Origin of the sequence: Pseudomonas putida (assembly GCF_001976065.1) — a bacterium.
GTDB classification, from domain to species: Bacteria; Pseudomonadota; Gammaproteobacteria; order Pseudomonadales; family Pseudomonadaceae; genus Aquipseudomonas; species Aquipseudomonas serbica.
In genome coordinates this window covers 89,496-102,797 of the sequence record NZ_MNAH01000002.1, presented here as the reverse complement: position 1 = coordinate 102,797, position 13,302 = coordinate 89,496, and the positions used below count along the sequence as shown (strand labels likewise).

At 63.6% G+C, this 13,302-nt stretch carries 12 protein-coding genes; 3 read left to right on the top strand and 9 right to left on the bottom strand.

Annotated features, from left to right (window positions below; all coding sequences use genetic code 11):
• The first annotated feature begins 9 nt into the window (after positions 1 to 9).
• Positions 10 to 672, top strand: coding sequence for a flavin reductase family protein (locus tag BKX96_RS07115; RefSeq protein ID WP_046820184.1), 663 nt, complete (start codon positions 10 to 12; stop codon positions 670 to 672).
• Between the two features lie 158 nt (positions 673 to 830).
• Here BKX96_RS07115 and BKX96_RS07110 read toward each other — a convergent pair whose 3' ends face one another.
• The 5 genes from BKX96_RS07110 to BKX96_RS07090 all read right to left on the bottom strand — a co-directional run bounded on the left by BKX96_RS07110 (position 831) and on the right by BKX96_RS07090 (position 7,589).
• Positions 831 to 3,929 (bottom strand): error-prone DNA polymerase, encoded by a 3,099-nt coding sequence (locus tag BKX96_RS07110; protein ID WP_179092135.1) that lies wholly within the window; start codon positions 3,927 to 3,929, stop codon positions 831 to 833.
• The gene (locus BKX96_RS07105; RefSeq protein ID WP_077183219.1) at positions 3,905 to 5,320 is read right to left on the bottom strand and encodes a Y-family DNA polymerase; all 1,416 of its coding nucleotides are present in this window, start codon (positions 5,318 to 5,320) and stop codon (positions 3,905 to 3,907) included. The genes BKX96_RS07110 and BKX96_RS07105 overlap by 25 nt, the downstream gene beginning before the upstream one ends.
• Positions 5,321 to 5,327: 7 nt before the next feature.
• Complete coding sequence (gene imuA, locus BKX96_RS07100; RefSeq protein ID WP_077183218.1) at positions 5,328 to 5,945, bottom strand: translesion DNA synthesis-associated protein ImuA; 618 nt, start codon at positions 5,943 to 5,945, stop codon at positions 5,328 to 5,330.
• Complete coding sequence (lexA, locus tag BKX96_RS07095; RefSeq protein WP_046820188.1) at positions 5,945 to 6,562, bottom strand: transcriptional repressor LexA; 618 nt, start codon at positions 6,560 to 6,562, stop codon at positions 5,945 to 5,947. Before lexA ends, imuA begins: the two co-directional genes overlap by 1 nt.
• 100 nt (positions 6,563 to 6,662) lie before the next feature.
• Positions 6,663 to 7,589, bottom strand: a complete 927-nt coding sequence (locus tag BKX96_RS07090; protein WP_077183217.1) for a LysR family transcriptional regulator — start codon at positions 7,587 to 7,589, stop codon at positions 6,663 to 6,665.
• 103 nt (positions 7,590 to 7,692) lie between these two features.
• On the opposite strand from BKX96_RS07090, the gene BKX96_RS07085 reads away from it, so the two are divergent.
• Both BKX96_RS07085 and BKX96_RS07080 read left to right on the top strand, forming a co-directional pair.
• Positions 7,693 to 9,435: an amidohydrolase gene (locus BKX96_RS07085; protein WP_077183216.1), complete on the top strand. Its 1,743-nt coding sequence runs from the start codon at positions 7,693 to 7,695 to the stop codon at positions 9,433 to 9,435.
• 109 nt (positions 9,436 to 9,544) lie between these two features.
• Positions 9,545 to 10,282: a TorF family putative porin gene (locus tag BKX96_RS07080; RefSeq protein ID WP_046820191.1), complete on the top strand. Its 738-nt coding sequence runs from the start codon at positions 9,545 to 9,547 to the stop codon at positions 10,280 to 10,282.
• Positions 10,283 to 10,436: 154 nt separating this feature from the next.
• Here BKX96_RS07080 and BKX96_RS07075 read toward each other — a convergent pair whose 3' ends face one another.
• From BKX96_RS07075 to BKX96_RS07060, 4 genes are read right to left on the bottom strand one after another with little or no spacing between them, the layout of a single operon-like run.
• Positions 10,437 to 10,715, bottom strand: a complete 279-nt coding sequence (locus BKX96_RS07075) for a DUF971 domain-containing protein (protein ID WP_077183215.1) — start codon at positions 10,713 to 10,715, stop codon at positions 10,437 to 10,439.
• Positions 10,712 to 11,674 (bottom strand): HEAT repeat domain-containing protein, encoded by a 963-nt coding sequence (locus BKX96_RS07070; protein WP_046820193.1) that lies wholly within the window; start codon positions 11,672 to 11,674, stop codon positions 10,712 to 10,714. Before BKX96_RS07070 ends, BKX96_RS07075 begins: the two co-directional genes overlap by 4 nt.
• Positions 11,671 to 12,519, bottom strand: coding sequence for an ABC transporter ATP-binding protein (locus tag BKX96_RS07065; protein ID WP_077183214.1), 849 nt, complete (start codon positions 12,517 to 12,519; stop codon positions 11,671 to 11,673). Before BKX96_RS07065 ends, BKX96_RS07070 begins: the two co-directional genes overlap by 4 nt.
• Positions 12,519 to 13,292, bottom strand: coding sequence for an ABC transporter permease (locus tag BKX96_RS07060; RefSeq protein ID WP_077183213.1), 774 nt, complete (start codon positions 13,290 to 13,292; stop codon positions 12,519 to 12,521). The genes BKX96_RS07065 and BKX96_RS07060 overlap by 1 nt, the downstream gene beginning before the upstream one ends.
• Positions 13,293 to 13,302: the final 10 nt, after the last annotated feature.

The following is a 13,302-nucleotide window of genomic DNA, read 5'->3' as shown; positions in this document are numbered from 1 at the left end:
ATGCTGCCTATGCAAAGCTTCGATTTCAGCACGCTGAGTGCGCGCGACAAATACAAGATCCTGATCGGCAGCGTGGTGCCAAGGCCGATTGCCCTGGTCACCACCGTCGACGCTGAAGGCCGCGTCAATGCCGCGCCGTTCAGCTTCTTCAATGCGCTGTCGGCCGATCCGCCGATCCTCGCGCTGGGCGTGGAAAACTACGGCGACCAGAGCCCCAAGGACACCACGCGCAATATCCAGCTCAATCAGGAATTCACCGTGAACATCGTCAGCGATGCCCTGGTGGAAGCCATGAACGTCTGCGCCGTGCCCTTCGCCCCGGGTTTCGACGAACTGACCGCCGCTGGCCTCACCGCCATCCCCGGTACCACGGTCAAATGCCCACGAATCGGCGAGGCGCCGGTGGCCCTGGAATGCCGACGGATGATGGCGCTGTCCATCGGCCAGTCACGGGAGATCATCTTTGGCGAAGTATTGATGGCCCATGTACGGGATGAATTGATCGATCCGAAAACCCTGTACATCGATCAGCTCGGCCTTGATGCGATCGGGCGCATGGGCGGGCATGGGTATGCGCGCACGCGGGATTATTTCGACCTGCCAACCCGCTCGTTGCAGGCCTGGACCGATGCACCAGGCGGTGGCGAACGCTTCTGGCCTATCACCAAGTAATCAGCCAACATTCATAACCTGTGGGAGCGGGCTTGCTCGCGAAAGCGGTCGATCAGACACCGTCGATGTTGAATGTCAGACCGCCATCGCGAGCAGGCTCGCTCCCACAGGTTTTCCATTTCAAATGACAAGCATTGGAGGCAACACTTCGCCACAGGTCAGTGGAAATCGCGGCTGCGCACGGTGATGCCGTCGAGCAGTGGGCTCAGGTCGCTCAAGCGTCCGGCAATCAGGTGTCGGACTTCTCCTTCCTTCTCCCAGCGCCCATCGACCTTGAGCAACTGTGAGCCGACCAGCACTTTGCGATGACGCTCGGCCAGATCGCGCCAGACCACCACGTTGACGTTGCCGAACTCGTCTTCCAGGGTGACGAAGGTCACGCCGCTGGCGGTGCTGGGCCGTTGCCGACCGGTCACCAGCCCGGCGACGCTGACCGGTCGCCCGTGCTCGAGATCAAGCAATTCCCTGGAACTGCGGCAGCGCCGGGCTTTCAGCTCACCGCGTAACAAGGCCAGCGGATGCGGCCCGAGGGTGGTGCCCAGGCTGTTGTAATCAGCCTGCAGGTCCTCACCCACCGTGGGTTTGGGCAGCGCCACCGCGTCTTCCTCCTGACGGGGCAAGCCGGCAAACAGGCCGAGCTGTTTTTCAACTCCCGCCACTGCCCAGCGCGCCCGATGCCGGTCACCGGCAAGCCCACGCAATGCGCCGGCATCGGCCAGTTGCTCCTGGGCGCGGGCATCCAGGCGCGCCCGTTCGCCAAGGTCGGCAATGTCGGAAAACGCGCCTTTCGAACGTGCCGCCTCGATACGCCGGGCATCCTCCTCGCGAAAGCCCTTGATCATGCGCAAACCCATGCGAATCGCCGGTTGCGCGCCGGCAATGGGTTCCAGGCTGCAATCCCAGTCGCTGGCCCGCACGTCAACCGGGCGAATCTGCAAATGGTGACGGCGTGCGTCCTGCAGAATCTGGTCCGGGCTGTAGAAACCCATGGGCCAACTGTTGATCAGCGCGCAAGCGAAGGCCGCCGGTTCGTGGCATTTCAACCAGCAACTGGCGTAGGTCAGCAAGGCAAAACTGGCGGCGTGGGATTCGGGAAAACCGTAGCTGCCGAAGCCTTTGATCTGCTCGAAGATCTGCGCGGCGAATTCGGCGCTGTAGCCTTTTTTCTTCATCCCGGCGGCCAGGCGATCCTTATGGGGCTCCAGCCCGCCATGGCGTTTCCAGGCGGCCATGGATCGGCGCAACTGATCGGCTTCGCCGGGGCTGTAGTTGGCGGCGACGATGGCGATCTGCATCACCTGTTCCTGGAACAGCGGCACGCCCAAGGTGCGTTTCAACACCTCGCGCAACTCTTCGGAGGGGTAGCTTTCCAGCTCTTCTTTATTTCGCCGGCGCAGGTACGGGTGCACCATGCCGCCCTGGATCGGCCCGGGACGGACGATGGCCACCTCGATCACCAGGTCATAGAATTTACGCGGTTTGAGCCTGGGCAGCATCGACATCTGTGCCCTGGACTCGATCTGGAATACGCCGATGGTGTCGGCGCGGCCAATCATGTCGTAGGTCAGCGAGTCCTCGGAGGGGATCGTCGCCAGGCTCAAGTCCAGGTTACGATGACGGCGCAGCAAATCCAGACAACGACGAATCGCGCTGAGCATGCCCAGCGCGAGGATATCGACCTTGAGCAGGCCGACCGCGTCCAGATCGTCCTTGTCCCACTGGATGATGGTGCGCTCGGCCATCGCGGCGTTTTCCACCGGCACCAGGCTGTCCAGGGGGTGCTCGGAAATCACAAAGCCGCCGGGGTGCTGGGACAGGTGCCGGGGGAAACCGATCAACTGTTGGGTCAAACTCAATACCCGGCGCAGCACTGGACTTTCGGGATCGAAACCGCCCTCACGCAAGCGCTCCACCGGCGGGGTTTCATCACTCCAGTGACCACAGCAATCGGCCAGGGCATTGATCTGGTCCGGCGGCAGACCCAAGGCCTTGGCCACATCGCGCACGGCGCCGGCCGCGTGGTAAGTGCTGACCACGGCGGTCAATGCCGCGCGGGTCCGGCCATAACGCTGGAACACATACTGCAGGACTTCTTCGCGGCGTTCGTGCTCGAAGTCCACATCGATGTCCGGCGGCTCGTCACGCTCCTTGGAAAGAAAGCGTTCAAACAGCATGTTCATCCGGTCGGGGTCGATCTCGGTGATGCCCAAGGCGAAACACACCGCCGAGTTGGCCGCCGAACCGCGGCCCTGGCAGAGAATTTTTTCGCGCCGGGCGAAAGCGACGATGTCCTGGACGGTGAGGAAGTAACTCTCATAACCCAGCTCGGCGATCAGCCCCAGTTCCTTGTCGATCAGCCCGCGCACTTTCTCGCTCGCCCCCTGGGGCCAGCGCTCGCGAATACCGCGCTCGGTCAATTCCCTCAGCCAGGACGCGGCGTTGTGTCCATCCGGTACCAGCTCGCGCGGATACTGATAACGCAACTGGCCAAGGTCAAAGGTGCAGCGCCGGGCAATGTTCAGGGTTTCGTCGAGCAAGGCTGGCGGATAGAGCTCGCGCAGTGAATCGAGATCGCGCAGGTGCCGCTCGCCGTTGGGGTGCAGGCGCAGCCCGGCATCGGCCACCGGCAGGTGATGACGAATCGCGGTCATGGTGTCCTGCAGGGCACGGCGGCCGCGCGCGTGCATGTGCACATCGCCGCTGGCCACCGCCGGGATGCGCAGTTCCCTGGCCAACGCCAGGAGATCGTTCAGTCGCCGGGCATCGTCCTGGCCGCGATGCAACTGGACCGCCAGCCACAGGCGGTCGGCGAAGACTTGCTGCAACCAGTGACCCTGTTCAACAGCATCGACCGCGTCCGGCACCCACAGTGCCAACAGCCCTGGCAAGGGTTCGCCGAAGTCTTCGCGCAGCACTTGATACTGACCTTTCTGCGTACGGCGTCGGGCTCGGGTGATCAGCCGGCACAGCGTCTGGTAACCCTCGAGATTTTCCACCAGCAATACCAGTTTCGGACCATTTTCGATGCGCATTTCACTGCCGATGATCAACGCCAGCTCCACGGACTTCGCTGCCTGCCAGGCGCGGACGATGCCGGCCAGGGTGCATTCGTCGGTGATCGCCAGGGCCTGATAGCCCTGTTTTTTCGCCCGTTGGAACAGCTCGAGGGCACTGGAAGCACCGCGCTGGAAACTGAAGTTCGACAGGCAGTGCAGCTCGGCGTATTGGACGCTCATGCGAACCAGCCCTGCAGCCACAATGGTCCATCCTCGCCCACCGAGCGATAAGCCCAACCCTGCTGGCCGGCGCGGGTTTCGATCAGGTAGTAGTCGCGGCGCACGTCGTCGCCGTCCCACCAACCGGACTCGATCCGTTCCGGGCCCATGAGGATGCGGGCCGAGCCTACGTGCACCGCCAGCGGCTCGGTCAGCAACCAGCCCGGTCGCTGCACGGTTGGCAAGGCCGCACTGGGCTGGTGGTCGGCACTGGCCTGCCACGCGCACTCGGGCCGGTGATCGGCCTGAAAGCGCAGGCCATGCACCGCATCATCCCCCAGCCGTGCGCGCAGGCGCTCGCGCAATTGCTCCCAGGGCAAGGTCTGCTGTGGGCGATCGTCGAACAGCTCCTGAAACTGTGGAACGAAGGTTGGCAAGTCTTCGGCACGCAGACGAAAACCGCGTACCGGGGCCTCGACCTGGACTTGCTCCAGCCGTCCCCGGGCCAGCTCGAACAACATGGCCGGATCGCGTTCGGCGCTGAGCAGGCCAACTTTGATCAGCGTGTCTGGCAGCCCGGCGTGTTCCAGGTGCAGGTCGAAACGCTGCACACCGCTGTCCCGACCGCAAAGGAAGGCGGACAGGTCACCGGTCAATCGACGAAGCGGAAACAGCAAGGCCTGATGGGAATGCACATCGAAATTGAGCTCGATGCGCACATCGAAACGGTCCGGCGGCAGGTAGAACGCCAGGGCAAGACGGCGTGTCCCCAGCAAGGTATCCAGGTGCTTGAGCACCTGGGCCTCGAAACGCCGGGCCAGGCTATGCCGGGGCAACGCCTGCACCTGGCTCAAGGTGCGCAGGCCCATGCGCGACAACGCCGTGGCGACGCTGGCCGCAAGCCCAATGCGATCGACCGGCAATTGCCCGAGGTGATGCTGCAGGGCTTGTTCGTCGGGCACCACCAGGCCATCGTGGGCGTTGGCCAGCATCCGCGCCGCCACTGGGTTGGGCGCGGCAACGATGCGGTGACGAAACCCCAGCTCGCCGAGTTCGCTGCGCAAGCGCGCCTCAAATTGCGGCCAGGCGCCGAACAGGCCCAGGCTGGACTCGATTTCGAAGACTAGCGCCCGCGGGTAATGCACGCTGACCTGGGAGCTGAACCGATAGGCCCAGGCGGCGAGGAATTGCTGCCAGTGTTCGATGTCGGCGACGTCGTACTCCGCGGTGGCAAAGCCCTTGCTCAAGGCCTGGGCGGCACTCATGGACTGGCCGGGACGCAAGCCCAGCGCCCGTGCCGGGCCATTGACCGCCTGCAGCACCCGACGCTGGGCCGGGCCGGTCAGCAGCGCCAGCGGCTCTTGAGGGTTGGCGCGCTGGCGCAGTACCGCATCCAGCGCCAATTGCGGGAACAGAATACACACCCAGCGCATGGCAACCTCAATGCCCCACGGCGAAGGCAATCGGTGCCGAACGAGCCAAACCGCCACGGCACTTGAGCACCCGCAATTGGGCAGGCTTGGCATCGATGGCGATGCGCAGGGCCGCGGGCGACGGGTTGACCGATTCACTGAGCGAGCGATAGGCGAACGCCAGGGTCGAGCCGGTTTCCGCGGCTACCTGCAGGCGGCGCAAGGCGCGGTCGTCGGCCTTGTGCGGCCAGCACAGCACTGCGCCGCAGCTGCCCGAACGCAGGCATTGTTCCGCCGCCCACAGCGCATCGCGCTCACTGGCCTGGATGATCGACAACTGACGCAGATCGACCCCGGCGTTCTGCCAGGCCTGGGGATATGGCACATAGGGCGGCGCCACCAGGACGATGCGCTCGCCCGCCGCCGACAATCGCGCCAGCGCCGGCCAGACCAGTTGCAACTCGCCGACGCCCTGCCCGGCCAGGAGGATTTCCGTCAGGGCCGCTTCCGGCCAGCCGCCCGTGGGCAGCGCCGCATCCAGCGCGGCATGCCCGGTGGGTTGCGGACTGGCCGCTGGCGGCGCAGGTCGGCCTCTCCAGACCTGGCCGCCATTGAACAACGTATCAAGCGCTACGACGGCACCCATCAGCCTTGCCTCACCAGTCCGCAGAACACCCCTTCGATGGCCAGGTCCCGATCGGCTTCCACGATGATCGGCTGATAGGCCGGGTTGCGTGGCAACAGGCGAACCCGGTCGCCAACCCGCTCGAAGCGCTTGATGGTGACTTCGCCGTCGAGCCGCGCCACGACGATCTGGCCATTAACGGCCTCGGGGCTGCGGTGCACGCCCACCAGGTCGCCGTCGAGAATGCCGTCTTCGATCATCGAGTCGCCGCGCACGCGCAGCATGTAGTCCGGCACCCGCGAGAACATCGACGGATCGAACAGCAAGCGGCTATGGACCTCGGCATCGGCACCAATGGGCGCACCGGCCGCCACCCGACCGAGCACCGGGATGTCCAGCAACTCGGGACGCGGCGGCTGGCCGAGCAAGCGTATGCCCCGGGCCTGATTCGGGTTGACCTCGATGAATCCGGCTTCAGTCAGCGCCAGCACATGCTTGCGCGCCACGCTGCGGGAGGCGAAACCGAACGCTTCGCTGATCTCAGCGAGGCTTGGGGACTGACCGTGTTCGGCGATGCGCTCGCGAATAAAGGTCAGGATGGCGGTACGGCGGGGAGTCAGAGTCGTCATGGAGTACATTTGTACTCCTGTTGGATTTATCTGACAAGCGCCTGTAGGAGCAAGCTGGCTCGCGATGTACTTCACAGCGCCGCGTTCAGCTAGAAAACACGCATTATCGTTAACGACCATCGCCCAAGCCACGGTCCCCCAGAAACCCTGCGATGTAATCGATGAACGCCAGCACCTTGGCCGTGGCGCGCCGATGGCTGGGGTACACCGCCAGGATGTGCGGGCCGAAGCTGTCAGGGTCGATGTCGTAGTCGGCCATCAACCGCACCAGGCGCCCATCGGCAATGTACGGCGCCGCGCTCCACAACGGTGTGTGCAACAAACCACGCCCGGCCAGGGCATTGGCCAACAGCAGGTCGTAGTTGTCGCTGCGCAGGCGCGGGGCCTGGGGCTGCGGCAGGCTCAGGCGTTGGCCGTCGCGTTCGACCCACCAGAATTCGCGGCTGAGCAAAGGATGGCGATACAGCAACCATTCATGCTCGTCGAGGGTTTGCGGGTTGACCGCCCGCCCCTTGCGTTCGAGGTATGCCGGGCTGGCACACAGCGCCAGGCAATTGCTGCCGACCACCCGTGCGATCAACCCCGGCAGGTCGTCATGCCCTTCGCGCAAGGCCAGGTCGTAGCCGCTTTCCAGCAAATTGACGAACTCGTCGCATAGGTCCACTTGCAGGTTGATCTGCGGGTACTGCTCAAGAAAACCGCCACACACCTGATCGAGAAAGGCCTGCCCATAGGCCAGCGGCGCGGTGATTTTCAGGCTGCCGCGCAAACCATGCTGCAGCTGCTCGATTTCCTCGCCGGCCTCGTCCAGTCGATGCAACACCTGGCGCGCGGTTTCCAGGTAGAGCCGACCGGATTCGGTGAGTGAAATCCGCCGGGTACTGCGCTCGAACAAGCGCGCACCGAGTTCCGCCTCCAGGTGATTGACCGCTTTGGTCAGGGCCGACGGGGTCTTGCCCAATTGCTCGGCGGCGCGGCTGAAACTCCCCAGCTGCGCCGTGACCACGAACATTTTCAATGCACCCAGTTTGTCCATTCTTTTTCCATCCAGGCAAAAACGTTTTTCGTCAGCGAGGCGTTCTGCCGAGCACGGCAAGCCACTAATCTGGCCATCAGACGCAATAACAAGGAAACATTCAATGAAAAGATTCATCCCGAATCTGTTGATGGTGGCAGTCAGTTTTGCCTCCCTGGAAGCCATGGCAGCGACCGACCTGGTGCTGTTCAACGGCAAGATCTTCACCGCCGACCGCAACCAGCCCAAGGTCCAGGCGCTGGCGGTACAGGACGGCAAAGTGCTGCAAGTAGGTAGCGACGCACAGATCAAGGCGTTGATCGAGTCAGGAACCCAGGTTATCGACCTGGGCGGCAAGACCCTGATGCCCGGCCTGATCGACAGCCACTCCCACGCGATTTTCGGTGGCCTGGAAATGGTTTCGGCCAATATGGAAGATGAAGTGGTCGAACTCGACGAACTGGAAAAACGCCTGCGCGCCTGGCGTGACGACGGCAAGGCCAGGCACGGCGATGTCCTCAGCGTGGCCGGCATGAGCTCGGCTTACTGGGCCCAGGCCGAAGCGCTAGGCAAAAAATTCAACAGCGGCGAATGGGCCGACGTCGGCGTGGTATTCACCGGCAGCGACCACCACACGGCCTGGGCCAACAACGTGATGCTCAAGCGCGGCGGCATCGATTCGGCGCTGCTCAAAACCCTGCCAGACGCCGAGAAAGGCACCATCGGCACACTGGCCGATGGCAGCCCCAACGGCTTCCTGGTGGACGCCGGGTGGGACCGGGTGGCGTCGAAAATGCCCTCGCCGAGTGCCGCCGACATGTTGAAAGCGGCGCAAACCGCCGTGAGTTACAACAACAGCCTCGGTATCACCGCATGGATGGACCCTGCCGCCAACGCCGCGCCCGGCGAGCCGATCTTCGCCCTCAAGCCCACGGAGAAAACCGTCGGCGTGCTGCCGGTGTACAAGGCCCTGTCCGAAAGCGGCGGCATGACCGCCCACATCGCGGCGCTGCTGGTGGCCAACGGCAAAAGCGTTCCCGCCGACCTCGACACCCTGGACAAGGTCCGCCAGCAATTCCAGGGCATTGCCAACCTGACGTTGCCTGGCATCAAGATTTTCGCCGATGGCGTGATCGAGTACCCGGCGCAGAGCGCAGCGATGATCGACCCCTACACCAACTCGCACAAACCGGGGGAATTGCTGATCGATCCGAAGCACTTTGGTGAGCTCGTCAGCGCCATCGATCAACGGGGTTGGCGGGTGCACATCCACGCCATCGGCGACCGCGCGGTGCGTGAATCGCTGAACGGTATCGCCCAGGCGCGCAAGGACCGGCAGAGCGGCGTGACCCACTCCATCACGCACTTGCAGATCGTCAACCCGAAAGAGTTCGCCCGCTTCAAGCCCCTCGACGTCATCGCCTCGATGCAACTGCTCTGGGCCAGCGCCGACGACTACACCACGGACATGATCAAGCCTTACGTCAGTGCCCTCGCGTTCCGTTACCAGTACCCGGCGCACTCGCTGCTCAAACAGGGCGCGACCATTTCCGGGGCCAGCGACTGGCCGGTGTCCTCGCCCAACCCCTTCAACGCCATGGCCCAGGCCATGACCCGGGTCGGTCCATTGGGCGTGCTCAACGCCAAAGAGCGGATCGACCGCGAAACCATGTTCTACGCCTACACCCTCAATGCCGCCCGCACCATCGGTCTGGACAAACAGATCGGTTCGCTGAGCGCTGGTAAACAGGCCGACTTCATCGTGGTCGACCGCGATGTGTTCAGCGTCGACGAAAAAGCCCTGCACGACACCCAAGTGCTGCAGACCTGGTTCGCTGGTCGGCAGGTCTACGCAGCAACCCTCTGACAAAAAACTGCAACACCCCCACTGCCCGACCTCGTGCTTTACAGCACGAGGCCCGGCGCAGCCTTGCTTGAAATCTGCCCATAACAATCACAATAGCGGGACGTACCCCATGAAAGCTTTCACCCTCCTCGCCCTCGGTTCCTTGAGTGTGCTGCCGTTGTGCAGCCAGGCCGTGCCCTTGAATGATGATTTCTCCTTGCTGCTGGATGTCACCCTGGCCAGCGACTACCGAACCCGCGGCATCTCGCAAACCCAGAACGACCCCGCATTGCAGGCCGGTGCAACCCTGGCGCACAGCAGCGGCCTGTACCTGGGCGCGTGGACATCCAACGTCGATTTTGGCGGCGGCCTGAAGACCCGGCAGGAGGTCGACTACTACGCCGGTTGGTTCTGGGAGGCCACAGACGCCATCAACCTCGACCTGGGCTACCTCAAATACTCGTATCCGAAGGAGAGCCAGTTCAACCAGAGTGAGGTCTACGGGATTCTGAGTGTCTACGGGGTGAAATTCGGCGCCTACTATTCCGACGATGCACCGGGCATCGACAGCGAGCAGAACTCGCTCTACAGCTATGTCGGTTACGAGACCGAGTTGCCTTACGACACCGGCCTGAAACTGCGTTATGGCTTGATGGACTTCAAGGATCCGTACCTGTATTCGAGCTCGGGTGAAGCCGAGGACTCGTATCACGAATGGGAGGTCAAGCTGACCCACGAACTGGCGGGTGTGATGCTGGGCCTGAGCTACATCGACACCGACTTGTCGAAGAGCCAGTGCACCAGCAACTGGGGCTTCGACGACGTGTGCAGCGCGACGGTTGTGGCGAGCATCAGCAAATCCTTCTGAGTTCCCCACTCTGTATTTGGCCTTTGAATCTTGTGCTGAATTTGAGTTTGCCATCGCTGGCAAGCCAGCTCCTACAGGGGCCAGGCGACCACAATATTGGTGTCGTCCCCGATCAATTGTAGGAGCTGGCTTGCCAGCGAAAGCGGTATTCCATTCACAGATCAAGTCCGCCGAGATAGGCCCACGGGTAGATCCCGCGTTCGTGGCCATCACTGAACACCAACTGCAACCCATACCCCTGGGCATTCACCTCGATCAGCCGAACACGGTCGTCCACCAGCGGTGTCATCCCGCGCAAGCGAAACGCCCGGCATTGCGAGCACGGGCACTGGCGGCGCAATTCGGCATGATCGAGGCACTGCTCGCGGCCATCGGGCCAGTTCAAGCGCAGTTGTTTTTTGCTCCGGGAATTACCCACCGCCACCGGGTTCATTGCAGCTGACTCAGGGCAATGCGCACCGCCTTGCGCACTTCCGGATCGCCGTCATCCTGGGCGGCCAGCAACGGCGCGATGGCGCCTTTTTCGTTCAGTTCGCCCAAGGCCAGGGCGGCTTCCTTGCGCAGGTTGCTGATGCGGTGGCCGAGGGTGTCGATCAGCGCGTCGAGGGCCAGGGCGTAACGCAAGCGGCCGAGACTGCGGGTGGCGCGCAGGCGCACCTGCCAGTAATCGTCGCTCAAGGCTTCGACCAGGGCCGGACCGGCATCGACGTGCCCAACCTTGCCAAGAGTGGTGGCGGCCTCTTCGCGCACTTGCCAGGCCTGGTCCTGCAAGGCCTGGCGCAGGGCCGGCAGCACCTGTGCGTCGGATGCCAGGCCAAGTGCACCGGTGGCGGCGCGGCGCACCTCGGTGTCCGGGTCGGCACTGGCCAATCGCGCCAGGTCCGGCAAGGCATCGAGTTGCTTGAGCCAGCCCAGCACACCCACCGCTTCACGGCGCACATTGGCGTCCTGATCGCCCAGCGCCAACAGCGCCGCCGAGGCCGCCTGGGGATAGCGCAATTCGCGCAGGGCCCTGAACGCGGCGATGCGCACGCCGATCTCGGCATGCCCGGTCCACGGCAGGATCACCCGCCCCGCCGCTTCGCTCTTGAGCAGGCTGAGGCTTTGCGCAGCGGCGGCTTGCACCGCGGCGGATGGATCGGTCAGCGCCTGGCACAGCGCCTCGACCACGGGTTCATCTTCCCAGGCCTCCAGCAAGCGCGCGGCTTCGGCACGGACTTCTTCGGCCGGGTCTTCGGCCAGTCGATCGACCAGCCACAGCAGGCCGTCCGGTTCTTCCAGGTCGGCCAGTTCGATCAGGGCGATGCGGCGCACGCCGGCATCGTCATCGGTCAGGCGCGGTTGCAGGGCGAGGATGTCGTCGTTGTCGGTTACATCGAATAGTGAGGTCATAGGGCAAATCGCGGCAGTTTGTGTTCAGGGGGCAGTCCGAGAGGATTCAGGCGGGGTAATTGCCGACCGTCTACGTGACGCAGTAATTCGAGGCAGTGACGCTTCAAGCGGGAGAACTCATGGCTGGTCATCAATTCGGTGGTGCGTGGCCGGGGGAAATCCAGGCGCAGGTCTTCGATGATCCGCCCGGGACGCGAACTCATGACCAGCAGGCGGTCAGCGAGGAACAGCGCTTCGTCGATGTCATGGGTGACGAACACCACGGTGGTGCGGATGCGCGTCCAGATGTCCAGCAACAGCTCCTGCATGTTCAGGCGGGTCAAGGCATCGAGGGCGCCAAAGGGCTCGTCCATCAGTAACAGCCGGGGCCGATTGACCAGCACTCGGGCGATTTCCACCCGCTGTTGCATGCCACCGGAGAGTTGATCCGGCCAACGCTCGGCGAAGTCTTGCAGTCCCACCAGGGCGAGGATTTCCTCGGCGGCCCGGTGCCGTTCTGATTTGCCGACACCGCGCATTTTCAGGCCGAAAGCCACGTTGTCGCGCACGGTTCGCCAGGGGAACAGCGTGTGATGCTGGAACACCATGCCCCGTTGCGGCGACGGGCCGGACACCGACGCGCCATCGACCTCGAGGCTGCCAGCGCGCGGTTGCAGGTGACCGGCCAGGGCGCCGAGCAAGGTGGACTTGCCGCAACCGGACGGCCCGAGGATGCACACGAACTGCCCCGGCTCTATCTGGCAATCGAGGCCCTGCACGGCTTCAAAAGCGGCGCTGCCTTCGCCCAGGCTGATCGACAAACCGCGGATATCGATACGCCCTTCAGGCTGTTGGAAAACACTCATCAGGCTTTTCCTCGTGGTCGATGCCAGGGCGTGAACAGGCCGCCCAGGCGTTTGATCAGCAGGCTGCTGCCCATCCCGAGTACGCCGATCAGCAGCATCCCGACCACGATGTCGGGGTAGTTCTGGATGGTGTAGGACTCCCAGGTGTAATAGCCGATGCCGTATTGGCCTGAGATCATCTCGGCGGTCACCAGGCAAAACCAAGACGTGCCCATGCCAATGGCAAGGCCGGTGATGATGCTCGGGGCGGCGCCCGGCACGATCACTTCCAGCAACATTGCCCGGCGCCCTGCCCCGAGGCTTTTCGCCGAGGCGATCAGGCGTGGGTCGACGCCTTCGACGCCATGCACGGTGTTGAGCAGGATCGGGAACAAGGCGCCTGTAAACGTGATGAAGACCATCGACAGCTCGGACGAGGGAAACATCAGGATCGCCAGGGGAATCCACGCCACGGCGGGGATCGGGCGCAGCACTTCCAGCGGTGGCAGCAGCAAGTCCTCGGCCCACTTCGAACGGCCGATGGCCAAGCCCAAGGCGACGCCGATGACCAGCGCGGCGAGGTAACCGGCGAACACCCGGCCAAGGCTACTGCCCAGGTGCCGGGCGAGCTTGCCGGAGTCGCCGAGGCCCAGGGCCGCTTCAATAACGGCCAGGGGGGGCGGGACGTTGGCGAAGGTCACAAGGCCAAGGTTCCAGTGGTGGCTGGCGGCGAGTTGCCAGAACAACAGGCAGAGCAGCAGTGAGGCCGCCCTTGGAATCCAGCGTGCAAACATGTTTCACCTC

Bases quoted from the DNA above. Each gene is read 5' to 3' on its own strand.
- BKX96_RS07115 (WP_046820184.1), top strand. From the start codon at position 10: ATGCAAAGCTTCGATTTCAGCACGCTGAGTGCGCGCGACAAATACAAG.
- BKX96_RS07105 (WP_077183219.1), bottom strand. From the start codon at position 5,320: ATGCGCTGGGTGTGTATTCTGTTCCCGCAATTGGCGCTGGATGCGGTA.
- imuA (WP_077183218.1), bottom strand. From the start codon at position 5,945: ATGGGTGCCGTCGTAGCGCTTGATACGTTGTTCAATGGCGGCCAGGTC.
- lexA (WP_046820188.1), bottom strand. From the start codon at position 6,562: ATGTACTCCATGACGACTCTGACTCCCCGCCGTACCGCCATCCTGACC.
- BKX96_RS07090 (WP_077183217.1), bottom strand. From the start codon at position 7,589: ATGGACAAACTGGGTGCATTGAAAATGTTCGTGGTCACGGCGCAGCTG.
- BKX96_RS07085 (WP_077183216.1), top strand. From the start codon at position 7,693: ATGAAAAGATTCATCCCGAATCTGTTGATGGTGGCAGTCAGTTTTGCC.
- BKX96_RS07080 (WP_046820191.1), top strand. From the start codon at position 9,545: ATGAAAGCTTTCACCCTCCTCGCCCTCGGTTCCTTGAGTGTGCTGCCG.
- BKX96_RS07075 (WP_077183215.1), bottom strand. From the start codon at position 10,715: ATGAACCCGGTGGCGGTGGGTAATTCCCGGAGCAAAAAACAACTGCGC.
- BKX96_RS07070 (WP_046820193.1), bottom strand. From the start codon at position 11,674: ATGACCTCACTATTCGATGTAACCGACAACGACGACATCCTCGCCCTG.
- BKX96_RS07065 (WP_077183214.1), bottom strand. From the start codon at position 12,519: ATGAGTGTTTTCCAACAGCCTGAAGGGCGTATCGATATCCGCGGTTTG.
- BKX96_RS07060 (WP_077183213.1), bottom strand. From the start codon at position 13,292: ATGTTTGCACGCTGGATTCCAAGGGCGGCCTCACTGCTGCTCTGCCTG.